Source organism: Gilvimarinus agarilyticus, from assembly GCF_000832015.1.
In the GTDB taxonomy this organism is placed as follows: domain Bacteria; phylum Pseudomonadota; class Gammaproteobacteria; order Pseudomonadales; family Cellvibrionaceae; genus Gilvimarinus; species Gilvimarinus agarilyticus.
On sequence record NZ_JXCJ01000001.1, the window covers coordinates 1,637,056 to 1,661,432 of the forward strand.

At 52.7% G+C, this 24,377-nt stretch carries 20 protein-coding genes; 12 read left to right on the top strand and 8 right to left on the bottom strand.

What is annotated here, in order from left to right:
• The first annotated feature begins 103 nt into the window (after positions 1 to 103).
• Positions 104 to 910 (top strand): nucleoside triphosphate pyrophosphohydrolase, encoded by an 807-nt coding sequence (gene mazG / locus SD69_RS07110; protein WP_041522653.1) that lies wholly within the window; start codon positions 104 to 106, stop codon positions 908 to 910.
• Positions 911 to 1,681 carry an RES family NAD+ phosphorylase gene (locus SD69_RS07115; RefSeq protein WP_041522654.1) on the top strand — a complete coding sequence of 257 codons (771 nt, stop codon included), beginning with the start codon at positions 911 to 913 and terminating at the stop codon, positions 1,679 to 1,681. It begins immediately after the preceding gene.
• Between the two features lie 16 nt (positions 1,682 to 1,697).
• Here SD69_RS07115 and SD69_RS07120 read toward each other — a convergent pair whose 3' ends face one another.
• Both SD69_RS07120 and SD69_RS07125 read right to left on the bottom strand, forming a co-directional pair.
• Positions 1,698 to 2,792, bottom strand: coding sequence for an NAD(P)/FAD-dependent oxidoreductase (locus tag SD69_RS07120; RefSeq protein WP_041522655.1), 1,095 nt, complete (start codon positions 2,790 to 2,792; stop codon positions 1,698 to 1,700).
• A 3-nt stretch (positions 2,793 to 2,795) separates the two neighbouring features.
• Positions 2,796 to 5,753, bottom strand: coding sequence for a LodA/GoxA family CTQ-dependent oxidase (locus SD69_RS07125; protein ID WP_041522656.1), 2,958 nt, complete (start codon positions 5,751 to 5,753; stop codon positions 2,796 to 2,798).
• A gap of 682 nt (positions 5,754 to 6,435) precedes the next feature.
• Between SD69_RS07125 and SD69_RS07130 the strand changes: the two genes are divergently transcribed.
• The 3 genes from SD69_RS07130 to cynS all read left to right on the top strand — a co-directional run bounded on the left by SD69_RS07130 (position 6,436) and on the right by cynS (position 10,847).
• Positions 6,436 to 7,965 (top strand): cellulase family glycosylhydrolase, encoded by a 1,530-nt coding sequence (locus SD69_RS07130; protein ID WP_041522657.1) that lies wholly within the window; start codon positions 6,436 to 6,438, stop codon positions 7,963 to 7,965.
• A gap of 334 nt (positions 7,966 to 8,299) precedes the next feature.
• A complete protein-coding gene (locus SD69_RS07135) occupies positions 8,300 to 10,168 on the top strand; it encodes a cellulase family glycosylhydrolase (RefSeq protein ID WP_084591507.1) in 1,869 nt (622 codons plus the stop codon).
• A gap of 238 nt (positions 10,169 to 10,406) precedes the next feature.
• On the top strand, positions 10,407 to 10,847 hold the full coding sequence (gene cynS / locus SD69_RS07140) for a cyanase (RefSeq protein ID WP_041522658.1): 441 nt from the start codon (positions 10,407 to 10,409) through the stop codon (positions 10,845 to 10,847).
• Between the two features lie 19 nt (positions 10,848 to 10,866).
• On the opposite strand, the gene SD69_RS07145 is transcribed toward cynS, so the two are convergent.
• The gene (locus SD69_RS07145) at positions 10,867 to 11,775 is read right to left on the bottom strand and encodes a histone deacetylase family protein (protein WP_041522659.1); all 909 of its coding nucleotides are present in this window, start codon (positions 11,773 to 11,775) and stop codon (positions 10,867 to 10,869) included.
• A gap of 27 nt (positions 11,776 to 11,802) precedes the next feature.
• On the opposite strand from SD69_RS07145, the gene SD69_RS07150 reads away from it, so the two are divergent.
• Positions 11,803 to 12,060 (top strand): hypothetical protein, encoded by a 258-nt coding sequence (locus SD69_RS07150; protein WP_232301161.1) that lies wholly within the window; start codon positions 11,803 to 11,805, stop codon positions 12,058 to 12,060.
• A gap of 47 nt (positions 12,061 to 12,107) precedes the next feature.
• Positions 12,108 to 12,596, top strand: coding sequence for a transcription elongation factor GreB (greB, locus tag SD69_RS07155; protein WP_041522661.1), 489 nt, complete (start codon positions 12,108 to 12,110; stop codon positions 12,594 to 12,596).
• A gap of 45 nt (positions 12,597 to 12,641) precedes the next feature.
• Here the strand turns inward: greB and SD69_RS07160 are convergent, their stop codons facing one another.
• From SD69_RS07160 to SD69_RS07180, 5 genes are all read right to left on the bottom strand, one after another.
• A complete protein-coding gene (locus SD69_RS07160; protein WP_041522662.1) occupies positions 12,642 to 13,892 on the bottom strand; it encodes an NAD(P)/FAD-dependent oxidoreductase in 1,251 nt (416 codons plus the stop codon).
• A gap of 16 nt (positions 13,893 to 13,908) precedes the next feature.
• Positions 13,909 to 14,217 carry a 2Fe-2S iron-sulfur cluster-binding protein gene (locus SD69_RS07165; RefSeq protein WP_041522663.1) on the bottom strand — a complete coding sequence of 103 codons (309 nt, stop codon included), beginning with the start codon at positions 14,215 to 14,217 and terminating at the stop codon, positions 13,909 to 13,911.
• A 45-nt stretch (positions 14,218 to 14,262) separates the two neighbouring features.
• Positions 14,263 to 15,420 (bottom strand): cytochrome P450, encoded by a 1,158-nt coding sequence (locus tag SD69_RS07170; protein WP_041522664.1) that lies wholly within the window; start codon positions 15,418 to 15,420, stop codon positions 14,263 to 14,265.
• A gap of 119 nt (positions 15,421 to 15,539) precedes the next feature.
• The gene (locus SD69_RS07175; protein WP_041522665.1) at positions 15,540 to 15,776 is read right to left on the bottom strand and encodes a hypothetical protein; all 237 of its coding nucleotides are present in this window, start codon (positions 15,774 to 15,776) and stop codon (positions 15,540 to 15,542) included.
• 55 nt (positions 15,777 to 15,831) lie between these two features.
• Complete coding sequence (locus SD69_RS07180) at positions 15,832 to 17,934, bottom strand: agarase (protein ID WP_232301162.1); 2,103 nt, start codon at positions 17,932 to 17,934, stop codon at positions 15,832 to 15,834.
• A gap of 281 nt (positions 17,935 to 18,215) precedes the next feature.
• Between SD69_RS07180 and SD69_RS07185 the strand changes: the two genes are divergently transcribed.
• The 5 genes from SD69_RS07185 to aldA all read left to right on the top strand — a co-directional run bounded on the left by SD69_RS07185 (position 18,216) and on the right by aldA (position 24,245).
• On the top strand, positions 18,216 to 19,781 hold the full coding sequence (locus SD69_RS07185) for an MFS transporter (RefSeq protein WP_041522666.1): 1,566 nt from the start codon (positions 18,216 to 18,218) through the stop codon (positions 19,779 to 19,781).
• Between the two features lie 72 nt (positions 19,782 to 19,853).
• Complete coding sequence (locus SD69_RS07190; protein WP_052480965.1) at positions 19,854 to 21,002, top strand: mandelate racemase/muconate lactonizing enzyme family protein; 1,149 nt, start codon at positions 19,854 to 19,856, stop codon at positions 21,000 to 21,002.
• Between the two features lie 8 nt (positions 21,003 to 21,010).
• Complete coding sequence (locus tag SD69_RS07195; protein WP_041522667.1) at positions 21,011 to 22,036, top strand: (R,R)-butanediol dehydrogenase; 1,026 nt, start codon at positions 21,011 to 21,013, stop codon at positions 22,034 to 22,036.
• On the top strand, positions 22,033 to 22,797 hold the full coding sequence (locus tag SD69_RS07200; RefSeq protein ID WP_041522668.1) for an SDR family NAD(P)-dependent oxidoreductase: 765 nt from the start codon (positions 22,033 to 22,035) through the stop codon (positions 22,795 to 22,797). Before SD69_RS07195 ends, SD69_RS07200 begins: the two co-directional genes overlap by 4 nt.
• A gap of 5 nt (positions 22,798 to 22,802) precedes the next feature.
• Positions 22,803 to 24,245, top strand: coding sequence for an aldehyde dehydrogenase (gene aldA / locus SD69_RS07205; RefSeq protein ID WP_041522669.1), 1,443 nt, complete (start codon positions 22,803 to 22,805; stop codon positions 24,243 to 24,245).
• The last annotated feature ends 132 nt before the right edge of the window (positions 24,246 to 24,377 follow it).

The window sequence follows — 24,377 nt, forward strand, 5'->3', positions numbered from 1 at the left end:
ACGGTTAATGGAGAACGAAGGGTGTTTTTTAGCACCTGAGGGAGTTTACAATTAGCCGTACCCCGTACCCCGTACCCCGTACCCCGTACCCCGAGGAAATACAATGCCATCCCCACCCTTCACCCTCGACGACCTCATCTACCTCATGCAACGTCTGCGCGATCCGGTTGACGGCTGCCCTTGGGATCAAAAGCAAACCTACGCGACGATTGTGCCCTCGACGATTGAAGAGGCATACGAGGTGGCCGACGCGATCGAGCGGGGCGATCTTGATCATCTGCAAGAAGAGCTGGGCGATTTATTATTCCAGGTGATTTTTTACAGTCAGTTTGGCGCCGAAGAACAGCGCTTTGATTTTTATTCCGTCGTCGATACGCTGGTGGCGAAGCTGGTACGGCGTCACCCGCATGTGTTTCCCAATAACGATCTACTGCAGCGCTTTGGCGATCAGCCGGTGGACGAAGCCGCGATTAAACAGCGCTGGGAAGACATCAAACAAGAAGAGCGCGAGGCCAAAGGTGCACGCGGTACCCTCGATGATGTTCCGCTCAACTTGCCGGCGCTGACACGCGCGGCAAAGCTGCAAAAACGCGCCGCGCGTACCGGTTTTGACTGGAAAGATGTCAGCGGCCCCATTGCCAAAGTCCGCGAAGAGTTAGCCGAGGTAGAAGAGGCGCTAGCCAGCGGCGATATGGATGCGGTAGAGGCCGAAGTCGGTGATTTATTGTTTGCTGTTACCAATATCAGCCGCACCCTAAAGCAAGACCCGGAGGGCTCACTACGCCGCGCCAATCATAAATTTGAACGGCGTTTTCGCTTTATCGAAGACAACGCCCCTAAACCCGTGGACGATATGACTCTGGCGGAAATGGATGCCTTGTGGGATAGAGCCAAAGAGCAGGGGTTGTAAATGGATAAAGTAAAGCTCGAAGATTTTTGGCATTTTTTAGAAAGCACCAAATCTAATGAGAGGCACTTTTTATCGGACCGAAATTTCAAATTCCTAGATGCGCTTTACGAGTCCAGTAAAAGTAGAGTAAAAATCATACCGAAAGGAAGTGTATATTATCGTGCGCGAGTAAATCCGGCTGGCGTGGACACACCTTACGATAAAGCCGAAATGAAGCCAGTTCCCAATTTGCAAGCAGAAGGGAGAATTAACCCTTTCAATCTCAATGTTTTATATTTAGCGAATCGGCCAGAAGTTTGTGTCGCCGAATCTAGGCCCGCAGATAACGAAAGCGTTACGGTTGCAGCCTTTGAAATATTATCGGACTTAAGGTTGGTCAACTTATTACAGGATAGGCCTGACTATTATTGGTGGTTTAATCAGTATAGCCCGAAAACGGATGAAGAAAACGAATCCTTTACATGGATCGAGTTGAATGGATGTTTTTCTAAGCCGGTGACTTCACGCGATAGTCGTTTGAATTATATTCCAACTCAAATAATATCTGAGTACTTTAAAATGAAGGGGTATGACGGGGTTATTTATCATTCGCAATTTGACATTAAGGGCCTAGAGCAAACTGTTGATGACGGGCTGCATGAGAATATCGCGCTATTTGATCTCGACGTGTCAGAGGCAAAAAGTGCAAAGACATACAAAGTTAAACGTCGAGAAATTGATGTGTCGTTGCTTCCAAATACAGATATTGATTATTCTTCCACCATTAAATGAGGGCTTTAAGATTGGTTTAAGCGGTTGAAAAAGCTGACATTAGTTGCCGAGCCTGCCAAAATCGCTGCGTGACAAAGCGCCGCTCTTGCCCGTAAAAAAATGTTTTGTGTTTTATATAATGCTGCCAAATAGCCTGCACTTGTTTGGGGTATTCTCGCGTTACGGCTCCCGCTTTAAAAAGCTCGGCAAACTGCATGGCACTGGCCATGGCGTTGTACATTCCCTGTGATGACAGCGGGTCAAAACTGATAGCGGCGTCGCCAATGGCCGCCCAGCAATTGCCGCACACCTGATTCAGCTTAGTGGAGTGGGCGGCGGTAATGCCCCGGTAGTCGAGCGTTGCCAGCGAGGCATCAATGCCCAAGCCGGCGAGTGCGCTCTGCTGCAGCGCGGCGTTTTTAAAGGGCTGGGAGTGGCGCCACTGGGCGGTGTTAAGCAGGGCTTGATCGGTGTGATAGGCGAGTAGCCGCTGATTGTTAGGCAGCGGTGCAGAGTACCACCAGCCGTTTTCGGCCGCGGCAATCGTCGCCATGGAGCGCTGCATGCCCCGCGCTATATCTTGGCTAATAATGCCCCACGCGGCGATCAGTGAGTCATCGCTGGTGCGCCTAGCACCTTGCTGCCGGGCAAAACAAGCGTTGCGCCCGGTGGCATCGATAACCCAACCGGTATTAATGACATCGCCACTGTTTAAGGTTAATTGCCAACTTGCCACATTGCGCCTGGCCGCTGTTACGGTGGCGGGGTTAAGCATGTTTACGCCGCGTGCCTCGGCTGTTTGCCGCAGCAACGTTTCAAATTCCGGGCGGTTTAAATGCCAGCCGTGGCCGTCGGGGTTGCGCAAGCTGTCCTGAATGTGAGCGTGCGCCGTGCCCCAATAAGATTGCACGCCCAGGCTCACTCTATGGCTTTGTCGCAAAAACGCCTCCCACAAACCGAGCGTACGCAAAATACGCCCTGCCGGTGCCGGTAAACATTCACCGGGCCGCGCAGGTGGTTGAGCGAGTTTGTCGACCATAATAACCCGGGCACTTGGCGCAAGTGCGAGCGCCGCGGTCGCGCCGGCGATGCCGCTGCCGATGATCGCAATATCGCTGGTGTGGATCGCCATGGTTTAGGGTTTTAACCGGTGCGCTTTTTCAATGGTGGTTAAATCCACCTGGCGGTGCGCGCGCTCACCGTGCAGCGATACTTTAGCACTGGCGTTGTCAGCCGTTGCCACACCGCTAAGCAACCCAGGTTGGCGCTGCCCTTTTTGCTCTTTGGGCGACACAAGCCCCACTTGCATATGATCGGGCAGGGTGGGGGTATCGGTTGCGCCCGCGCGTGCCTGTACTACCGCGAGCGAATCAAAGTGATCAATCATGGCGTTAATTTGTTTGGTGTAAGTCACGGGCTCGGCGATGGGTAAGTCGTCCAGCCAGGCTTGGCGAAACGCAAACGATTGTTGGCGCTCTTGCTCCGGTAGGTTTGGGTCTACCGCCTTCGCGTGCATTGATTCGTTAAGAATATTGTTGGGCACGCGGGCGGGCCAAAACGTCGGCACATAAGGGTCGTATTGCGGCTCGTAACCATCGCGGCAGCTGGCGGTATCGCAGTGCCAGGGTATCGCCATCCAGCGGGTGAGGCCGCCGGCCACCTGACCGCCCTGCAGCGGGCCTTTGGGTAGGCTAATAACATCGGCGTTCATCAGCGGGCCGTAGTAGTGGCCGTTGGTGGGCATGGTGTCATCGGCGTGTTTCAGCCTAAAGGCCTCGGAGTACATCTCGGGGGTGCGCATGGGCCAGGTCATCTCGCAACCTGGGTGGAAGGCGTCGGCTAAGCAAAACTCCATGGCCGCCTGAGTAAGCATGTCCGGTTGCTGGGCTATGGGCAATTGATTAAGGCAGTGCACGGGGGCGGCGTCTGGCTGGTAGTCTGCGTCAAAATCCCCTTCGACCCACTGCTCTAAAAACGCCAGCTGTAAATCCGATAAGGTGGCGTGCTGGCGCGGCGAGCCCGAGGCGGGAACGCTCATGGCATCGCCATATACCCAGGGCCACAGTTGCGGCGCCTGACTGCCGGCTACCGAGTAGCGCCTAAAGTTATTGGACAGCGTGCGGCGCAGTTCGTAATGGGCGGACGACGGATCGCTTAGGCGCGCCAGCCACTCGAGCGAGGTGTAATTAAAGGGCCCCTCCCAGCCAAAGCCGGCGGCAAAGCCCGCGTTAACCCACTGCAGGTCGGTCATGCGCTGAAAGATCGGTAGAATATCCTGCATAAACGATGGTCGCGCCGGCCGGTTAAGTTGGCCGCAGTTAATGGCTACATCGCGCATTAAATCCCACATGGTGCGCACGGATTTTTGCAGTGGTGCAAAGTCCGGTGGGGCGCTGATGGCCCAGGCGGGGAGTACTCTTAATTCATTGCCGTTGTAGCTTACTTTTGCCGTTACCGGGCCATCGGCAATATCGTCGTGCCAGCCTTCATTGTTGGCAAACGTAACGGCGATATCGCCGTTGATGTTTTCAGCTTTGCCGTGACCGCCGAGCATAATCAGCCGGCCTTTGTCGTCGGTGCGCATCTCGCCTAAGTACACCTCTTTGCCTAAAAACTCACCACGAAAGCCGTAACGTTTTGAGTCGCTTAAGTCGCAGCCGCTAATGCGCCGCTCGCCACCGTCAATAAGCAGCTGCTGGCGATCGGCAACATTGTTATTGCGCAGTAATGATGGCGGGGCGTCGGCGGCTTCGGGGATGTCCAGCGCTAACTGAAATTCATACCAGGAGGATTTTTGGTTGGCTAAGTGGGCGCACCACTCAATGCTGGCGTTGTCCGCCGTTAGCTCTTTAACCGCTTTGCCGGCGGCGTTAAAACCGTAAACTCTAAAACGCGCCGCCTGACGTTTGATGGCGCCGGTGCTGTCGCGGTAGGCGTGCGGGTCGGATTTGGGCGCAGGGTCTTTTACTTCGGGGCCGATAAAGTATTCGCTCTCGGCATTGCCGACGCGCATCACCCCGATGGGCGGGTAAATAGCGGCATAGACAATACAGCCGCTGTCGTCGCCCTCGGTGTCGTTAAAATTTGGATTAATAGAGTGGGGTTCACTAAGCTGTTGCCCGTTAGCTTGATGGCGCGCCTCGGCGCTGGCTTGGTAAACCACTTTACGCGCGGCGGCGATGCTGCCCAGTGGCTCGTGTTCGGGTAGGGTGCGCCAGATATTAAACGCGAGGTTTTCACCAAATGCGTCTTGGCCGATCGCGTTGATGTCTTGCTGAGGAAAGTGCAGCGTGGCGATACAAACGTAGGGGCTTTCGGTGGTGCTCCACACAGCGCGGGCGTCATCGAGTGGCATATCGTCACTGGTGCGCCGCTGAACTTCAAAGCGAAAACTGGCCGGGCCATTGCGTAGGCGTGACTGCAAATCCAGCCCCAGATAGTTGTTGTCGTCAAATGGTGCACCGGGGGTGGTGTCGTCGGGAACCAGGCGGTATTTAACAATCTCGGCGTCGCCCAGCTTAAACGGCAGTATCGCCCAGTAACTGGCGGTAAGGCAGCTGGCTTCGGGTTTCTCCATCGCCTGCAGTACCTCGGCAAGCTCCGGGTGCTCTTTTATATATTGCGGGTAATTATGGTCTACGACACCGGCGGTGGTAAAAGCGCACATTTGCCTTGCGTCGGTGGAAAAAAAACGGTCGATGTTTTGAAAAATAAAATCGGCTGTTGGGCCTTCACCAATTAGTTTGTCGCCAGCCACACCAAACAGCTTTAAACCCACGCCCATGGTGGAATGTAAATCCGGGTCGTTGGGCCCGGTGTCGCTAGAGAAGCGTGCGGCGCACTCGTACCGAGTACCTGCAAAAATACCCACTTTAAAGCGCGGATCGATATCCTCGTTGATCACCAACTCGCCATAGGCAATGCCATGCTGTTTGCGAAACACAGCCCGACGGGCCGGAGTGGCGCCGCGGGCTATGCGATGCTTTTGGCCCATGTCGACAAACATCTGCTTTAAACGCGCCGTGGGGTCGGTTTGGCAATCCCAACAGGTTACGGAATTGGCGCTGGGTTTGTCTGGGTCAAATTCACTCATGGTGTCGTCCTTGCTGAATCTAGAGGTGTTAGCGGTATTTACTCTATAGAAGTGTGTAATGTTGCCTTGATGTGTGCAATTACACGCAATTACATCGAGTACTGTGCTGGCAAAGCGTTTCTGGGGAGAGTAGGCCCTTAAAAATGGTGACTAAAGTTACTCGAGGTTAGCGTTTTTTAAGCCATTAAAATGGATGGGTTTTACCTGCAAAAAAACGCCGGGAGGACTAATCGCAAAAATCGTTTATAAACTTTTAACGATTTCTAGAATAAAATCAAAAAATGTTAACATTAACGTTAATGTATACATTGAAGCCCGCTTATTGCCTCATCTTCAGGTTGTTGCTTTTTCTTTAAAATAAAATAACTTTTTTAAAACGGCCTAAATTTTCTGACAAAAAACGTTTTGCTGATTAATGCGCTACGAGCCAAGTTTTTTTGTGACTCTTGTCTCGAAGGTGGGCACATTAATCCGTTTTATCAATTCTTTACATGGCTATACTCGTTGCTCTTTCCAAATTCCATTAATCGTGGATTGTTGGATTTCACGTATATCGCAGTCGTGACAGATGCGGCAACACGCATATTGGTAAATGCCCTACCGGTGTTCGTGCTCGTCATTGTCAATGTTCTTCTGTGAAATCAGCGTGCGGCAAAAATAACAGCTAAAAATGAGGATGCGCATGACGTTTTCAAGAGTGAAAAATATCGGATGGGCCTGTGCACTTTCTCTCGGTCTAATGTCGCCAACTTTAGCTACCGCCCAAACCGCCACTTGTGATTACACCATCAGCAACGATTGGGGCAGCGGTGCGACCGCGTTAATCGAAATCACCAACACCGGTAGCAGTGCCATTAACGGATGGAATGTTAACTGGCGCTACAGTGCCGACCAGTTGGGTAACAGCTGGAACGCCAATGTCATCGGATCCAACCCTTACAGCGCGAGTAATTTAAGTTGGAACGCCACCATACAGCCGGGGCAAACCGTTTCGTTTGGTTTGCAAGTTAACAGCAGTGGCGGCGCAGAAACCCCAACCGTTAGTGGCGATATCTGTGGTGCTGTTAATAGCTCTAGCTCGTCCTCCAGCTCTAGTCGTTCCAGCAGCTCGTCGAGCTCAAGTGTGTCGTCAAGCTCAAGCGTATCCTCGAGTAGTTCATCGTCCAGCTCCGTACCCGATGGGCTGACAGCCGTCGAGCTAACCGGCGAAATGGGTATTGGTTGGAATCTGGGTAATACCCTGGAGGCCATAGGCGGCGAAACTGCCTGGGGTAATCCAGTGGCAACTCAGGCACTGATTGATTCCGTCAAGGCGGCGGGCTTCGATACCCTGCGTTTACCCGTCGCCTGGAGTAAATTCTCCGATGCGGAAAACTTCGTGATTGATAGCGCTTGGATGAGTCGCGTGGAGGAGGTGGTTAATTACGCGTTAAACGCCGACATGTACGTGATTATGAATATCCACTGGGATGAAGGTTGGATGCAGCCCACCTACGCCGAGCAAGAGTACGTCAATAACCGTTTGGACATTATGTGGACGCAGATCGCCAATCACTTTAAGGAATACGACGAGCGTTTACTGTTTGCCGGTACTAACGAGGTGATGGTTGAGGGCGACTACGGTACTCCAACCGAGGAGTATTACACCGTGCAAAATAGTTTTAATCAAACCTTTGTCGACACTGTGCGCGCTACCGGCGGCGATAACGCCGATCGCTATCTGGTGGTGCAGGCCTTTAATACCAATATCGATCACGGGGTTAACTTCGCCGATATCCCAACCGATACCGTTGCCGATCGGTTAATGATGGAAGTGCATTACTACGATCCCTATAACTTCACGCTCAATCAAAGCAGCAATATTACGCAGTGGGGCTCTATCGCAACTGACCCAAGTGTTACCGAAACCTGGGCTAACGAGTCGTATGTGGACGCTCAGTTTCAACGCATGAAGAGCAATTTTGTCGATCAGGGTGTTGGCGTTATTTTAGGTGAGTACGGTGTGATATCGCGCCCCAATGTGCAAGGACACGAGGTGTACCGTAATTACTGGAACAAGTACATCACAGGCTCGGCCGTAGCGCACGATATGGTTCCGGTTTACTGGGATAACGGCTACGCCGGTGACGGTGGCTTTGCCCTGTTTGATCGCTATAACGGCAGCGAAATAGAGCCGGCTTTGATTGATCTGATTACCGAGGCGGATGATTAGTACATCGCCTCTTAGCGAGTACCTGCTGGCGGCCAATAGCGCGGTCGCCGGCCAACCCAAACACTTTGTTTGTTTTGCTTAAGCGCTTATTTTTTTTGATCAATTTGACAGCGCTGCCATGTGGTTTTGCTAAGCACAGGCGGCTAAACAGAGTGAAAGATTATTGCCGACATCAGGGGCTTGTATAGCGCTTAGTACTGGAAAGCGCGCATCAGGGATCGAGCTTCGGCAATGGATACGCCAGTGGATAGTTAGCTGGCGTAAATGTGAAAGTGCCATTACGACTAAGAACCATACTGAATGGCAAATTTCTAATACAAAGGAGAGCAATGTAATGATTACCACAAAAAAACGTTGTGGCCCGGCGGTGATGCTGGGTTTAGCGATTGCAGCGATTTCTCAAGGCGCTACTGCCCAAAGCGCTAGCTGCAGCTACACTGTTAGCAACGACTGGGGGTCGGGATTCACCGGCGCCATCAATATCACCAACAACGGCAACACGCCTATCAATGGCTGGGAAGTTAATTGGCAGTACGACAATAACGCTCTGACCAATACCTGGAATGCCAACATGAGCGGTAGTAACCCTTACACCGCCTCAAACCTTAGCTGGAACAGCACAATTCAGCCAGGCCAAACCGTTACGTTTGGGTTTCAGGGTAACACCAACGGCAGCTCTGCCGAGACACCGGTGGTAACAGGTGATGTCTGCGGTGGCGTGTCGTCGTCCTCAAGTTCATCCAGCTCAAGTGTGTCGAGTAGCTCGTCTAGCAGCTCTTCAAGTTCTAGCAGCTCGTCGTCCAGCTCCAGCTCAAGTGAGCCAACGGGCGATGGTACCTTCCGCGTTGACGAGACGGGCAACATTACCAAAAACGGCAATGTGTTCCCGGTTAAATGTTCTGCCTGGTTTGGGCTTGAAGGTCAGCATGAGCCACCAGATGCTGCCGATAACCCCGATGGTGCGCCTATGGAGTTGTACATCGGCAATATGTGGTGGGTAGACTCTGGTCGTGACATTCAGCAAACCATGGATGAGATTACGGCGCAGGGTATCAATACTGTTCGCCTTCCTATTGCTCCGCAAACTCTAGACCCCACAGACCCGCAGGGCATTGGCGATATCCGCGAGGGCGGTGTGTTGAAAAACGCAGGGCCGCTACAGCAAGAAAATGCTCGTCAGGCAATGGAAGACTTCATTGTTCAAGCGGATCAAAACGGTATCGAAGTGATCATCGATATTCACTCTTGCTCGAACTACGTTGGTTGGCGTGCTGGCCGTTTGGACGCAACGCCGCCTTATGTCGATCGTGATCGCGAGCATTATGATTATACCCGCGAAGGTTACTCGTGTGGTGTAGTGGATGACGATGGCGTTGTTGTGCATGAATACAACGAGCAGCTTTGGCTTGAAGATTTACGTGATATTGCGGGTCTATCGGCTAAGTTAGGCGTTGATAATATTATGGCCATCGATATCTTTAACGAGCCGTGGGACTACACGTGGGAAGAGTGGAGTACGTTGGCCGAAAATGCCTATGAAGCTATCAACGAAGTTAACCAAGATGTTCTGGTGATGGTTGAGGGTATTTCAAACCAAACGAAAGATGGCACCGAAGTACCGCATGGCTCGGAAGAAACCAACCCTAACTGGGGTGAAAACCTTTACCCATTCCAGAATGATCCGCTGAACATACCTAAAGAGCGTTTGATTCTGTCGCCACACACCTATGGCCCGTCAGTGTTCGTACAAAACCACTTTTTGGACACGTCGGATGCTGAGTGTGCGGATTTGGATGGCGATGCCGCCGGTGATGCCGGTTGTAATATTATGATCGATGCAGCGCGTCTCGAGCCGGGTTGGCAAGAGCACTTTGGGTATCTGCGCGATCAGGGCTACGCTATGATCATCGGTGAGTTTGGTGGTCATTTAGATTGGCCGCAGGGCGCGCCATTGCGTGATCAAGAGCGCTGGGGGCATATTGAGCCGGGCGTCGACGCCAACTGGCAAGGAGCACTGGTGGACTACATGGTCGAGAAGAACATCCACGGTTGTTACTGGTCGACCAACCCAGAATCAGGCGATACCGGTGGGTTGTATAACCACGCGTATGACCCTGTATCCAATCCCGCAGGTTGGGGTACTTGGAACGGCTTCGAGCAGCGTAAATGGAACTTGTTGTTTGAGCTGTGGGGAGAAAACTAACCTAAGGCGGTTTACTCCTAAGAACCGGGCCATTGTGCCCGGTTTTTTTATACCTGAACAAAATTGCCGTATTGGCAGCCGCGCTCCCTTATGGATGTTAATTTCTGGTGCGACATCTGGTGGCGTGCACCACCATCGCGCCGGCGTCTTTTGATTGGGCGCTTATTTTCTGTGCGTGTGGGTACTGGCCTGTAAATTGCTCTCCTCTCATATAAATCTTTACTAATGGGAGTAAACAATGAACAAGCAAAGTATGACCGACGCCATCGTAAGTGCCAAAGTCGCCCGTGGCTTAACCTGGGAGGTAATGGCAAAAGATATCGAGGTGTCGCCGGTGTGGCTGACCTCGGCGTGTTTGGGTATGAACAGTGCCCCGGCACCCATCGCAAAAAAAATTGCCGACTATTTGTCACTCGATGCTGAGGTCGCCACGGCGCTTGAGGCGTTTCCCACCAAAGTGTGGGATCAAGCGGTGCCCACGGATCCGCTGATTTACCGTTTGTACGAGGTGGTAGGCGTTTATGGCGATACGCTTAAAGAAGTGATTCAGGAAAAGTTTGGCGACGGTATTATGAGCGCTATCGATTTCTCGATGGAGGTTGATAAAATCGAAGACCCCAAAGGGGATCGGGTGCTGCTCACCTTAAATGGTAAGTTTTTGCCCTATAAAACCTGGTAAGCGGTAAAGCCTAAATGGCTTAAGCGCACCAAAGCTGGTGCGCTTGCTCTACCACCAGTGCGTGTCGTTTGGCTAACGCTTTGCGATCGTCGTCATACCCACCACCAATTACTGTTGCGACGGGTGTGTTATGAGCTTTAGCAAGTTCCAGCACCAATCGGTCGCGCTCACGAATCCCGGTTTCACTGACGTTTAGTAAGCCCAACGGATCTGCACTAAAGATATCGACCCCGGCATCGTACAGAATTAAATCCGGCTGTTGCTGATGAATTAAGTTGCTTAGGGTGCTCGCGACAACCTGTAAGTATTCCGCGTCACTGGTGTTAGGGGCCAGCGCCACATCAAGGTCACTTTGCGCTTTGCGCGCCGGAAAGTTTTTTTCGCAGTGAATCGAGCAGGTAATCGCCCGCGGCTCTTGCGCCAGTATCGCCGCCGTGCCATCACCTTGATGCACGTCGCAATCAAAAATTAACACTTTTTTCACCTTGCCCTGCGCCAGCAGTGTTTTTGCGGTTACCGCCAGATCATTCAATATGCAAAAGCCCGAGGCAAAGTCATAGTGAGCGTGATGGGTGCCGCCGGCCAAATGGCAGGCAATGCCGTGGCTAAGAGCTAGGTGCGCGGCCAGCAGGGTGCCATTGGGTGAAATTAATGTGCGCTTGCGCAGCGGTTCGCTCCAGGGCAGGCCCATGCGGCGAACCTCCTGTGGCGTTTGCTTGTTGTTGCAAAAACGCGTCAGGTATTGTGGGCAGTGAGCGGTGTGGAGTACCGCGAGGCTCGCCTGTCCTGGCCGAAAGGTATTGGCGGGCGTCAGTAGCCCCTGCTCAGACAAACAACGGTTTAGTAAGGCAAACTTCTCCATGGGGAAGCGGTGCCGGCCCGGGAACGGGAATGAGTAGGCAGGGTGGGTAACCAGTGGCAGCAACATTCACTTATAATGCTTCAATGACTTTAAGTGATTATACCAGAGGTAATGATGGACAGCGTAAAACGCGCCATAGCCTTGATTAAGGCTGGCGACTGGAGTGGGGCCCATAGCCTCGTGCAGGATGACAATGATACGCTCTCTTGCCTGATTCACGCGTACTTGCACCGCGAGGAGGGCGACTTGGGTAATGCCGGTTATTGGTATCGCCGCGCCGGTGAGGCCTTCCCCGATAACACGTTAGCACAAGAGTTGGCGCGCTTAACCAAGCGGGTTGAGCAATTGTAAGTTCACCCAGACGCTTAGATGCAATACCCCTCTGACAGTAAGGATTTATGGATAGTAACGTTATTACCCCCGAAGGCTTTGCCGAGCTTAAGCAAGAGCTTGATCATTTGTGGCGCAAAGAGCGGCCCGAGATTACTAAGCTGGTGCAGTGGGCGGCGAGTCTCGGTGATCGCTCCGACAATGCCGATTATCAGTACAACAAAAAAAGGCTGCGCGAAATCGACCGCCGGGTGCGTTTTTTGCGAAAACGGTTGGAGGCCTTGCGCGTCGTCGAGTACAACCCTGTGCAAGAGGGTAAAGCCTATTTTGGCGCGTGGGTAACTCTGGTCGATCAAGACGACACTACCTTGAGCTTTAGAATCGTCGGGCCGGACGAGATTTACAACAAAAAGCACTATGTTTCGGTCAATGCGCCGGTGGTGAGGGCGTGCTTGGGTAAAAGCGTGGGCGATGAAATTGTTGTGCGTACCAGCGAGGCGTATAAAGAGTGGGAGCTGGAAAGCATTGAATACAATCGCCCGAACGCGGCGGAATGACGCCTAACCCGTGCCTGTTAAAAATACGAGTCAGGCGCGGTGCGGTTACCCTAACAAACTCTTTAAGTCGGTCGCTGAGTTTGCAATATCGGTCTTGCTTGCTTGTTTCTTATTCGCGATTAATTTGGTGCCCACGACGTAGGCTTTGGCGTTGTTAACGGCATCGACCGCCAGCAGCTGCTCGCCTTTAAAGTACCAGGTAGAGAACTTGTGCTGCCCGGCTTCGCTCTCATCGCGCTTGATAATGTCATCGTAGCCATCCGATAAACCCACCATTTGCAGCTTGACGTCATACTGATCGGACCAAAACCAGGGCAGGGCATCGTACTCGGTGTGCTTACCGGTGAGTGCCCTGGCGGTGGTTTTGGCTTGATCGACGGCGTTTTGCACCGACTCTAAGCGCAGCATGCGGTTGTAGTGTTTGTTGTGGTGATAGGTGCAATCGCCAATGGCATAAATGTTGGCATCACTGGTTTTGCACTGCTCATCAATACTAATGCCGTTGTCGATCTCAAGCCCCGCCTCTTGGGCCAGCTCTTGGTTAACGCGAATGCCGACGCCTATTACGATGACATCGGCAGGGTAAAGGGTGCCATCCGAGCACACCACTTCTTGCCCGTTGGCGTTTTGCCTCAGCTCCACCACGTTTTTGCCGGTGTGAATCGCCACGCCGTTTTGTGTGTGTAGCGTTTGAAAAAACTCCGACATAAGCGGCGCCGTAACCCGTGCAAGAATACGCTCTTCACGCTCGAGCACGGTCACGTCCCCACCGAGCTTTTTAAGGGAGGCGGCGGTTTCGAGGCCAATGTAGCCGCCGCCGATAATCACCACGCGTTTGCTCTCGCTTTGGGCAAAGGCGCTGCGAATGTGGTTGGCATCTTCAGCCGTGCGCATGGGGTACAGGTGTTGCGCGCTGTCTACGCCTTTAATGGGAGGAATAATGGGCCGGGCGCCCACCGCCAACACCAGTTTGTCGTAGTGTTTGCTGCTGCCATCTTCGAGGTTGACCAGCTGGTGAACATGGTCGATAGCCGTGACCGTATGACCTAGATGAAGTTGGATATTGTGGTCTTCATAGGCCTTGGGGGCTTTTAGCAGGATTTTTTCCAGCCCGTCGTCACTGATTAAGTGTGCCTTAGACAGAGGCGGGCGGTGGTAGGGTGGGTTGGGGTCTTGGTCAATCAGGTGAATCTCACCATCCCACCCCTCTTTGCGCAGGGCAAAGGCTAAGTTAACGCCGCCGTGACTGGCGCCGATAATAATGCAAACATCGTTGCCGGTTGATTGCTCTGTCATGGTGGCGTCCTGTTATTTAGTGGGCGACGTGTAGAACGATGCCGTCCAGCTCATCGGATACCTCGAGTTGGCAGCACAGGCGGCTGCGCTCGTTGGCCTCATCGTCCAGCTCAAGCATGTCTTTTTCGATCTCGCCGGCTTCGCCGACGCGCGCTACAGAGTCGGGTGCAACGTGCACGTGGCAGGTGGCGCAAGAGCAAACACCGCCGCAATCTCCGTCGATGCCTTTCACGCCGTTTTGTACGGCCAGCTCCATAACCGAGCCCGAGTCGGCCTCGCAGACAATGGTGTGCTCGTCTTTGGTGATAAATGTAATTTTAGCCATTTGGGTGTACCTCAAGTGTCACGGTTGGTTATGCTTTTTTGATATTTATACGGAATGAAACGCCAGGTTCAGTTTGTGATAACCCACTTTACGTGCAAACTCACCCCACTGTTCGATGTTTTCATCAGCGCTTAAAAAGTCGATGTGATCTACCTGCTGACACAGTTCATCGATTAACACCTGCATAATGGTGCGCGCATGGGTGGCCCCCAGACAATTGTGCGTGGCAAAACCGAACGCCACGTGTGGGTTGAGCTTGCGATCCAGCACCACCTCGTTGGGGTTTTCAAACACGGTTTCATCGCGGTTGGCTGATGCCCAGCAAAGTGAAATACGGCTGTCGGCCTTAACGGCATGCTCGCACACCTGGGCGTCTTCTGTCGCCACCCGGCCCATGTGGGTCAGGGGCGAGAAATAGCGAATTAACTCTTCGATGGCGCGGGTGCGAATTTCCGGCTCGTCACGCAGGCGCTGTAAGGACTCGGGGTGATCGGCCAGGTACGCCAGCGTATTGGTGACCATGTTTATAACGGTATCGCGGCCGCCGGCAAAGGTGAGGATAATAATGCCTTTGATTTGTTCGCGGGTGAGCCTGGCGCCGTCTACCTCGGCCGCCAGCAAGGTCGAGAACAAATCGTCGCTGGGGCTGGCTTCAGCTTCGTCAATTTTCTGGTCGATATAATCGTACAGTTGCTGCGCTTTACCGGCATCCAGTGGGTCGTCTTCGCTGCGAAAAACGTGGGTGCCCCAGCTGATAAAGGTTTCGGCTTCCGACTCGGGAGTATTCATTAAGACGGTCAAGGCGTGGGACTGCAACAACAGCGAGAAGCCGTAAATGGCTTCGATACTGTCGCGCTGGTTTACCTCGTTAATTAGTGCGCTGATTTGCTCGCGCAGTTTGTCGCGGTACTCGTCTTGCAACGGGCGCTTAAACCAGGGGTCCAATAGCTCGCGAAAGGCGCCGTGCTTGGGTGGATCTACCTCAAACGGTATTTGCCGGGTATCACGTATGTTCACCTCGGAAGGCACGACAATACGCCCTGGCGTGGCTTCGGATGAGTAGGTCTTCCAGTTATGGGCGCATTTACGCACGTCTTTTAAACGTAATACCATTTGTACCGGATCGTCTTGGTCGTCGATTTCACTAACGCCCTGCTCGGTGCGGGCTTGCTTAAAGGGATCTGGGTGATCTGATGGCTTCACGGTTTAGGCTCCCACACGATTATTGCTCTAGCGGTTAATATCATATTGGTGACATGGTATTGCAGTAATTCTGTGACAAATAGGCGTTCAACGGCAAAAAATATCAAATATGTGCTCTTTTAGCCGTGTAGACGATAGTGCTCCAGCATTTGTACCAGCTCGGGTGTAATGCCTAGGTAAACGGCGACGTGTAGGTATCGCTCTGGCGCCACGCTCGGGTCGTTGTCTGCCATGCGCAAAAGCTCTTGGAGGGATAGTCCCAATTGGGCGCTGAGGTGTTCGGGCGTCGTGTGTGGTTGTCCCGCCAGGCGGTGTTGCAGCTCGCGGGCGACGCTGAGAATTAAGTCGGGATCCATGCCGGTCACCGTTTTATTGTTATAAAAAAGGCAGCCCGAAGGCTGCCGCAGATTTTTATAGCGTGCCGAGTGCTTGCTCTGATTCGTATAGCTCAAGCACGGCCGAACTTACGTGGCCTCCGTCGTCGCTAAAATTAAGGGTTAAGGTGTTGTCGGCCTGTAAAAGACCCAGTGGGAGCGCGATCTCGAGGGTGCCAAAGAAGCTCTCGCGACCTTTGCCATCGAGGTACTGGTCGTCGCCGCGGATATCTTCGGGTGCCTGCAGACTCTGACCATTAAAGAGAATGCTGGGTGCTAGCGATAAACCGTGGTCGCGCCCTACGCTTACCCGCAGTGTCACTTTACCGTTGGCCGGTGGCGTCAAGCCGTTGAACTGAAAGTTGATGTCCTCGCCGCCGCTAATGGCCTGCTTATAGCGATCAGCGTAGGCAAAGCGCTTGTCGACGGTGTAGTCGGCGGCGCTATCGTTGACCGTAAAGCTAATAACCATGCTGGCCTCTGGTGCAATGACCATGGTGTCGGTAAAACTTTCCAGGTTGCTGAGTTCAACCTGCGGCGCACGCTGCTCTTGAGTCGTCGCCTCGTCGCCTAAATACAGGTGCTTAACCGTGATGCTCTCGGCCTGAGTGTTGTCGGGTAAGTTGACGCTAAAGGCCTGTTCAGTGAAGTCGAGATTGGTAAGCGCCAGGTAGTGAGTGTTGCCATCTGCGTAAGCATCTACCAATAGGTCCCGGTCAGAGCTGGCCGTGTAAAGGCGCTCGCCTTTAACATCTTTCCAAAGCTCAAAAAAGTCGATTAGCTCTGCGTACACCCATTGTTCACCGGTTTCGCCTTCCCCCTCTTTTTGCTGACGCATCAGGCGTGAGGGGTAGGGGATATCGGCCGACTTGCGGCCCCATTCGGCTTTAACGGTGAAAAAAGGTATCGCCATTTCGATTTGATCGGCGCGCTGCATAAATTGCATCATCATAGCGTTGGCCGACTTTACGATTAACCAGTCGCGGTAGGGAACCCAAGGGCCGTTGTCCAGAGCGTGGGTCTGAGCGCTGTATTCCGAGATCATCAGTGGCTTTACCTCGCCCTCGGTCATCACGCTGTACTGGTTAAGCATGTCGAAGGTCGCCTCGAGGTTCGAGCCCTTGCGGTAGCGCTTGACCAACGCGCCATTGTCGCCACCGGGGAAGATCGGGAAGTCGTAAAAGTGAAGCGATATAAAGTCCATGTTCTCGCCGGCGATATCCATAAATAACTTGTCGCGTTCTTCCCAGCGTTGAAAGTCGTCTTTCTCAAAGTCCGGGAAGGCGGCGGTATAACCGCCCAGTAGCACATCGGGATTGAGCTTGCGCACGGCGTCGGCTACAGCGTTGTGGAACGCAAATATCTTGGCGGGATCTTCGGGGGTCTCGGCGGCGGTCACCAGATCGTACAGTGGCTCGTTCATCACCTCGACGTATTTAGGCTTAGGTTGGCCCGGCGCGCTTTCACTTTGGCGGAAATAATTAGCCAAAAACAGACCCATATAGTCCCCGGTGGCGGTGCCAAAGGGTGCCTCAGCGGTATCGGTTTGAGAGAATGCCCAGCCCTGGCCGGTTAAGGTGCCGTCGGGCCAGTAGGGGTGCTGCTGTGCCGCCACGACCATTTGACTGTTACGGTGCTCCTGGGCGCGCATCTGAAGGCCTTGCTCGTCGGTGCGGAAGTCGTACCAACCGTTTGCCTCGCTGCCGATTTGCGCCGCATCGGCCGCGCTCGCGTAACCCGGCCGCGCCGGATCTTCGGCAATTTGCGACAGCTGCCAGGCCATACCGCCGGTATCGCGGCCAAAGTACACATCGTAGGTTTCAACAAACTCGGGCATTAATGCGCTGCCGCCTACGCTTTCGGCGTTGGTGCCCAACCACCAGTCGTTTTCAGTGTGTGAGGCGTGCAGGGTAATAAATTTTTCCCGCTCAAAGGTGGTCGAATCGCCAATATGCAGACGGCTGTTCGGGTCGACAAACACCTGGGTATGGCTAACACTTGAAGAGCTAGAGCTAGAGCTAGAGCTAGAGCTAGAGCTAGAGCTAGAGCTAGAGCTAGAGGCTCCGCCATTATCTGTGTCGTCAGAGTCCGATGAGCCGCAGGCGGCCAAGGTCAGGCTGCAGGCGATTAACGCGGACAAGTGTAGCCTCTTATTGTAAGGACGGATAAGCATAAATACCTCTTTTTAGATGATCGGCGTTTGGCGCCAGTGTAGGCTGCGGGCTCACCCGGCAGCTGGTCGGTGAGTGGCTATTCATCAGTTTTATTTTTGATATCAAGCAATGAAAACGATTACTTTGCTAAGATAGTCAGTGTATAGTATATTGTATACAATCGCCAATGCGCGAATGTCAATGACAAGTGTGTGGGCGGTGCCTAGCGTTCACGCGTTACCCATAATAATTAGGCTTTGGTGATTTTATGACCTCCTATCAGCTTGCCGCTGTTCGATTTGCCGCTATCGTGGCTTTTGGTGGATTTATTTTTGGCTTGGATGCTGCGCTTATTTCCGGTGTGGTGCGGGATATCACCGAAGTGTTTGATTTATCGCCGTTTCAGGTGGGGTTGGTGGTGGGCTCGCCCGGTTACGGAGTGTTAATCGCACTGTTTATGGCGGGTTACTTGGCCGACAAGCTGGGCCGTAAAAAAACGCTACAGATTATCGCCTCTTTATATGTTGTCTCGGCGGTGGCTTCGGCTATTGCCCCTACCTACGAAGCGCTAGTGGCGGCACGATTTTTAGGCGGCCTGGCGTTTACCTCATTATCGTTAGCCTCTATGTATATCGGTGAGATCGCTCCGCCTAAGGCCCGTGGCAAATTGGTGGCAATGAATCAGATGGCCATTGTGGTGGGGCTCTCGGCGGCTTACCTGTCGGTGTTTGCCGTGCACTGGGTGTCAGAGTTGAGTGCACCCTGGGTGAGTACATTGCTGATCGATGTTCACACCTGGCGTTGGATGCTGGGGGTTGAGATTCTGCCGGCATTGGCTTGGGTGTTGTTGTTGTTCTCAATCCCTGAAAGCCCGCGCTGGCTGGTGTTGCGCGGCCGTATTGATGAGGCTGAAGCGGTTATGGCCAAGCTGGTGCCGCCGGCAGAGCTTGCGATTGAGATGCAGGGTATTCGCGAAAGCTCGACTCACGGTCACAAGGACCACAGTGTGTGGCATCAATTGCAGGATTTGTTTTCACCTCGGGTTCGAAAAGCGTTGATTGTGGCGGTTGTGATTGCGTTCTTTCAGCAAACCGTGGGCATTAATGCGGTGATGTTTTATGCACCGATTATTTTCGAGCAGGTAGGCCTTGGTACCAGCGCGGCTTTGTTTAACGGTGTTTATATTGGCTTGATTAGCGTGTTGGCAACCGGTTTGGCACTGGCGCTAATCGATAGATTGGGGCGCCGGGTACTTATTATTGTGGGCTTAGTGGTGGCGGGTGTGAGCTTGCTCGCCTGTGCCTGGGCGTTTAGCGATGCCACCTACACCTTGAGTGCTGAGTCTTTGGTGAGTTTAACCGAGCACTTGGATGTTTCGGGTTTGCAGGCGTTGGTCGGGGTGACCTACGACAGTGATCTGAGTTTTAAAGCGGCGCTGATAGAGCAGTTGGGCCCTAAGGTGGCGCGTGATAACGAGGCGGTGCTATTCCAGTACGCAGCCAGTATGAATGCCTCTGTGATTTTGTTTGGTGTGCTGGCGTTTATTGCAGCGTTCCAGTTTTCTATTGGCCCGGTGATGTGGGTGTTGTTTTCTGAGTTGTTTCCCATTCATGTACGCAGCGTGGCGATCCCGGCGATGGCGCTGGTGGCCAGTATTGTGAGTGCCATGGTGCAGCAGCTGTTCCCGATACAGCTTGAAATGATGGGTTCATCCGGCGTGTTCTTTACTTATGGTGTGAGTGCTGTACTCGCGTTAATCCTACTCGCTTGGTTAATGCCAGAGACGAAGGGCAAGAGTATTGAAGAGATTGAGCAAATGCTTGCAACTAAATAACTGTGCACATTGTTGACAATCGACAATAGTTGAGGGTAGTCTGTGGGTATTGTGAAAAGTGCAGGTAATTCGATGAAAGATCAGGTAGCGGAACAAACACAGCAAATTGCGAGTGCAACCCAGACCATTGCTGATGTGAAAATTGAATATTATCGGGTGCCTCTGAAAGAGGTGTTAGCCGATGCGAAGCACGGCACACACACTCACTTTGAGTTGGTGTTGTGTCGCGTTGTCTGTGACGACGGTGTCGAAGGGGTGGGTTACACCTACACCGGTGGTAGCGGCGGCCGGGCTATTTTCTCGCTACTGGCCGACGAACTGGCGCCCATGCTAAGAGGTATGGACGCCACAAAAATTCAGGCTATCTGGGAAAAAATTCAATGGCACCTGCATTACGTAGGGCGTGGTGGCTTGGTAAGCTTTGCTCAATCTGCGGTAGATATTGCGCTGTGGGATATTCGTTGCAAGCGCCTCAATCAGCCCCTGTGGAAAGTCGCTGGTGGCTTAAGTAATAAAACCCGCTGCTACGCAGGTGGTATCGATTTAAACTTTACCCAAGAGAAGCTGCTTGCCAACATTCAGTCTTATCTCGATCGCGGTTTTACGTCCGTCAAAATTAAAGTGGGTAAAGAGGACTACCGTGAAGACGTCGAACGGGTTCGTGCTGTACGCGAGCTAATCGGCCCGAAGATGACCTTTATGGTAGACGCTAATTACTCGATGACCGTCGAGGGGGCCATTCGCTTCTCAAACGCGATTGCCGATCAGGACATTACCTGGTTTGAAGAGCCTACCATTCCCGATGATTATAAAGGTTATGGGCGCATTGCCGACGCCACCTCGATTGCGCTGGCGATGGGTGAAAACCTGCACACTATCCATGAGTTTACCTATGCTATTGACCAGGCCAAGCTTGGTTTTGTGCAGCCTGACGCCTCCAACATTGGCGGTATTACCGGTTGGCTTGCTGTAGCTAACTTGGCACAGGCACATAACTTGCCGGTATGCAGTCACGGTATGCACGAATTGCACGTATCTTTGATGGCCTCGCAGCCCAACGCCGGGCAGTTAGAGGTTCACTCTTTTCCGATTGACGAGTACACCAAATACCCCCTTAAGATCGATGCCAATGGTTTGGCGGTAGCTCCCGATGTGCCGGGTACGGGCGTGGTATTTGATGATGAACTGCTAAAAGACTATTTAATTCATTCTTCTAATTGAGGTTTCGTATGCACGCGGCACGATACACAGGTAATAAAACCTTCGACGTAGTTGAAGGCACGAAAGTGGCGCCCAAAGCGGGTGAGGTCTGCATTAAGGTAGGTTTTGCTGGCATCTGCGGCACCGACATGCACATTTATCACGGCGTTATGGACAAGCGTGTCTCTATCCCGCAAACCATTGGCCATGAGATGTCTGGCACCGTTGCCGAGGTTGGCGAGGGTGTAACTGACTACCAGCCCGGCGACCGCGTTGTGGTGCGCCCACTGGATTACTGCGGCGAGTGCCCGGCCTGCGAGGCGGGCCACTCTCATGTTTGTCATAACTTAAATTTTATGGGGGTGGATACCACCGGTGCTTTCCAAAGCTATTGGACGGTTAAATCTCGCACGCTGCACAAGCTACCCGAAAACGTGAGCTTAAAGCAGGGCGCGTTGGTAGAGCCTCTGTCAGTGGCCTGTCACGATGTATCCCGCGCGGGCCTCAAAGCGGGTGAAAAAGCTGTGGTGCTGGGCGGCGGCCCCATCGGTCAGCTGATTGCTGCGGTGGCCAAAGGTATTGGCGCCGAGGTGATGGTCTCTGAAGTTAACGCCGATCGTTTGGCTTTTTCTGAAAAACTAGGCTTTGAGACCGTTGACCCAACCAAACAAGACATTGGAGAAGTGGTTAAAGAGTGGACCAATGGCAAAGGCGCCGACGTGGTGTTTGAGGTAACAGGTGTGCAGCCTGCGGTGGATACCATGACCGAAATTGCCGCCGTGCGTGGCCGTATTTGTATGGTTGCTATTCACTCCGAGAAACCACAGGTTAACTTGTTCCACTTTTTCTGGAAGGAGCTAGAGTTAGTGGGTGCACGTGTGTACGAAGCCAAAGATTTTGACCAGGCGATTGATTTGATCTCGAGCGGTAAAATCACCATCGATAACTTTATTAGCTCTGTCTCACCGCTGGATAAAATTGGCGATGCCTTTGCCGGTATCGACTTAAACCCGGCGGGTATGAAAACTCTGATCGACTGTGGAGCGGAACAATGAACGACTATTTTGATTTAAGCGGTAAAGTCGCTCTGGTAACCGGTTGTAAGCGCGGCATTGGGCGCGCCATGGCCGTGGCCCTAGCCGAAGCAGGCGCTGATGTGATCGGCGTGTCGGCCTCACTTGAGTTGCAAGGCTCTGAAGTGTCTAAAGATGTAGAAAAGGCTGGCCGTAAGTTCTCGGCCTACCAGTGCGATTTTTCAAATCGTAACAACCTGAATAATTTTATTACACAGGTTAAAGCTGACCATCCGAAAATAGATATTCTAGTCAATAATGCCGGCACGATTAAACGTGCCCCAGCGGCCGAGCACGGCGACGATATCTGGGATGAGGTAATTGAAGTTAACCTTAATTCACAGTTTATTTTGAGCCGTGAAATTGGCAAAACAATGGTCGAGCGTGGCAGCGGTAAAATTATCTTTACCGCCTCACTCTTGACCTTTCAAGGCGGTATTACCGTGCCGGGTTATGCGGCCAGCAAGGGTGCCATTGGCCAGTTGGCTAAAGCCTTGTCAAACGAATGGGCACCTAAAGGCATCAATGTAAATGCCATTGCACCTGGCTACATTGCCACGGATAACACCCAGGCATTGCGCGATGACAAAGATCGCTCAAAAGCTATTTTGGAGCGGATTCCGCAAGGCCGCTGGGGTACTCCGGATGACTTTAAAGGCCCCACTGTGTTCTTGGCCTCTAAAGCATCTGACTATATGAATGGCAGCGTCGTGTTGGTAGACGGCGGTTGGATGGGACGGTAAGCGTCATGATTAAAAACAATCTTAACTTTATTGACGGTCAGTATGTGCCGTCCAGTTCCGAAGAAACCCTTGAGGTGCTTAACCCCACGACGGGTGAGCTGGTTGGAACTATTCCAGCAGGCACTGCCGAAGACGCGCAAACTGCGCTAGATAGCGCCAGTGCTGCGCAAAAACTGTGGGCTAAGCGCACCGCGCGTGAGCGTGCCGGTTTAATGCGTAAGTTTGCACAGGCGATTCGCAATAAAAAACCGCAGCTGGCAGAACTGTTGGTTACCGAGCAGGGTAAATTGTTGGCGGTCGCCGAGGCCGAAGTTGAAGCCACGGCTACTTTTATCGAATACGCTTGTGATAACGCCTTGACCATTGAGGGCGATATTTTGCCTTCAGATAATCCAGGCGAGAAAATTTATATTCATAAAGTACCGCGCGGTGTTGTGGTCGCCATTACCGCCTGGAATTTTCCGTTGGCGCTGGCCGGCCGTAAAATTGGCCCGGCACTGGTTACTGGTAATGCGATTGTGGTGAAACCCACTCAAGAGACGCCGTTGGCGACTCTGGCCTTGGGTGAAATTGCCAACGAAGTCGGCCTGCCCGCAGGTCTTTTAAATATTGTTAACGGTGTGGGTTCTGTGGTTGGGCAACGTTTATGCGAGAGCCCCATTACCCGTCTGATTACCATGACGGGCAGCACGCCGGCAGGCAAGATTATTTATCGCACCAGTGCAGAGCACCTGACTCCGGTGATGCTGGAGCTCGGTGGCAAGGCGCCGTTTGTGGTGATGGAAGACGCCAATCTGGACGCGGCTGTGCAAGCGGCCTTTACCACTCGTTTTGCCAATTGTGGTCAGGTATGTACCTGTGCCGAGCGCTTGTATGTGCACGAGTCTGTGTACGACGAGTTTGTTGCCAAACTGCTGCCGTTGGTTGAGGGCATTAAGTTGGGTAACCCAATGGACCCTGAAACCACCATGGGCCCCAAGGTCAATGCGCGCGAGATTGAAAATATCGATGCTATCGTTAAAAAAGGCATTGCTCAGGGAGCGAAAGTGTTGGCAGGCGGCGCTGTGGCCAAGGTGCCAGAGTACCCCAATGGTCATTGGTATCAGCCCACTGTGTTGGGTGATGTTGCTCAGGATAATATTCTGGTGCACGAGGAAACTTTTGGTCCGATTCTGCCCATCGTTAAGATTACGTCGATCGACGAAGCGATTAGCTACTCTAACGACAGCGAGTACGGCCTATCGACTTACCTGTTTACTGAAAATATGCGCTATATCCATCAGTACATTGATGAGGTGGAAAGTGGTGAGGTCTATGTGAACCGGGGTATTGGCGAGCAGCATCAGGGCTTCCATAACGGTTGGAAACTCAGCGGTGCCGGCGGTGAAGATGGCAAGTACGGGCTCGAACAGTACTTAGAGAAAAAGACTGTTTACCTTCAGGAATGAAAGGGTCCGATAGGGGAGTCGTTAACAGCGGCTCCCTTGTCGTATGCGCCGAGTGAGAAAGAGAAATTAACGCACCTCGATCGCATCACCATAGGGTGTATCTAGCGAGATTGCTCAGCGTATATACGTAGT

Coding starts and splice junctions, on each gene's coding strand:
- mazG (WP_041522653.1), top strand. CDS start 104: ATGCCATCCCCACCCTTCACCCTCGACGACCTCATCTACCTCATGCAA.
- SD69_RS07115 (WP_041522654.1), top strand. CDS start 911: ATGGATAAAGTAAAGCTCGAAGATTTTTGGCATTTTTTAGAAAGCACC.
- SD69_RS07120 (WP_041522655.1), bottom strand. CDS start 2,792: ATGGCGATCCACACCAGCGATATTGCGATCATCGGCAGCGGCATCGCC.
- SD69_RS07125 (WP_041522656.1), bottom strand. CDS start 5,753: ATGAGTGAATTTGACCCAGACAAACCCAGCGCCAATTCCGTAACCTGT.
- SD69_RS07130 (WP_041522657.1), top strand. CDS start 6,436: ATGACGTTTTCAAGAGTGAAAAATATCGGATGGGCCTGTGCACTTTCT.
- SD69_RS07135 (WP_084591507.1), top strand. CDS start 8,300: ATGATTACCACAAAAAAACGTTGTGGCCCGGCGGTGATGCTGGGTTTA.
- cynS (WP_041522658.1), top strand. CDS start 10,407: ATGAACAAGCAAAGTATGACCGACGCCATCGTAAGTGCCAAAGTCGCC.
- SD69_RS07145 (WP_041522659.1), bottom strand. CDS start 11,775: ATGTTGCTGCCACTGGTTACCCACCCTGCCTACTCATTCCCGTTCCCG.
- greB (WP_041522661.1), top strand. CDS start 12,108: ATGGATAGTAACGTTATTACCCCCGAAGGCTTTGCCGAGCTTAAGCAA.
- SD69_RS07160 (WP_041522662.1), bottom strand. CDS start 13,892: ATGACAGAGCAATCAACCGGCAACGATGTTTGCATTATTATCGGCGCC.
- SD69_RS07165 (WP_041522663.1), bottom strand. CDS start 14,217: ATGGCTAAAATTACATTTATCACCAAAGACGAGCACACCATTGTCTGC.
- SD69_RS07175 (WP_041522665.1), bottom strand. CDS start 15,776: ATGGATCCCGACTTAATTCTCAGCGTCGCCCGCGAGCTGCAACACCGC.
- SD69_RS07185 (WP_041522666.1), top strand. CDS start 18,216: ATGACCTCCTATCAGCTTGCCGCTGTTCGATTTGCCGCTATCGTGGCT.
- SD69_RS07190 (WP_052480965.1), top strand. CDS start 19,854: ATGAAAGATCAGGTAGCGGAACAAACACAGCAAATTGCGAGTGCAACC.
- SD69_RS07195 (WP_041522667.1), top strand. CDS start 21,011: ATGCACGCGGCACGATACACAGGTAATAAAACCTTCGACGTAGTTGAA.
- SD69_RS07200 (WP_041522668.1), top strand. CDS start 22,033: ATGAACGACTATTTTGATTTAAGCGGTAAAGTCGCTCTGGTAACCGGT.
- aldA (WP_041522669.1), top strand. CDS start 22,803: ATGATTAAAAACAATCTTAACTTTATTGACGGTCAGTATGTGCCGTCC.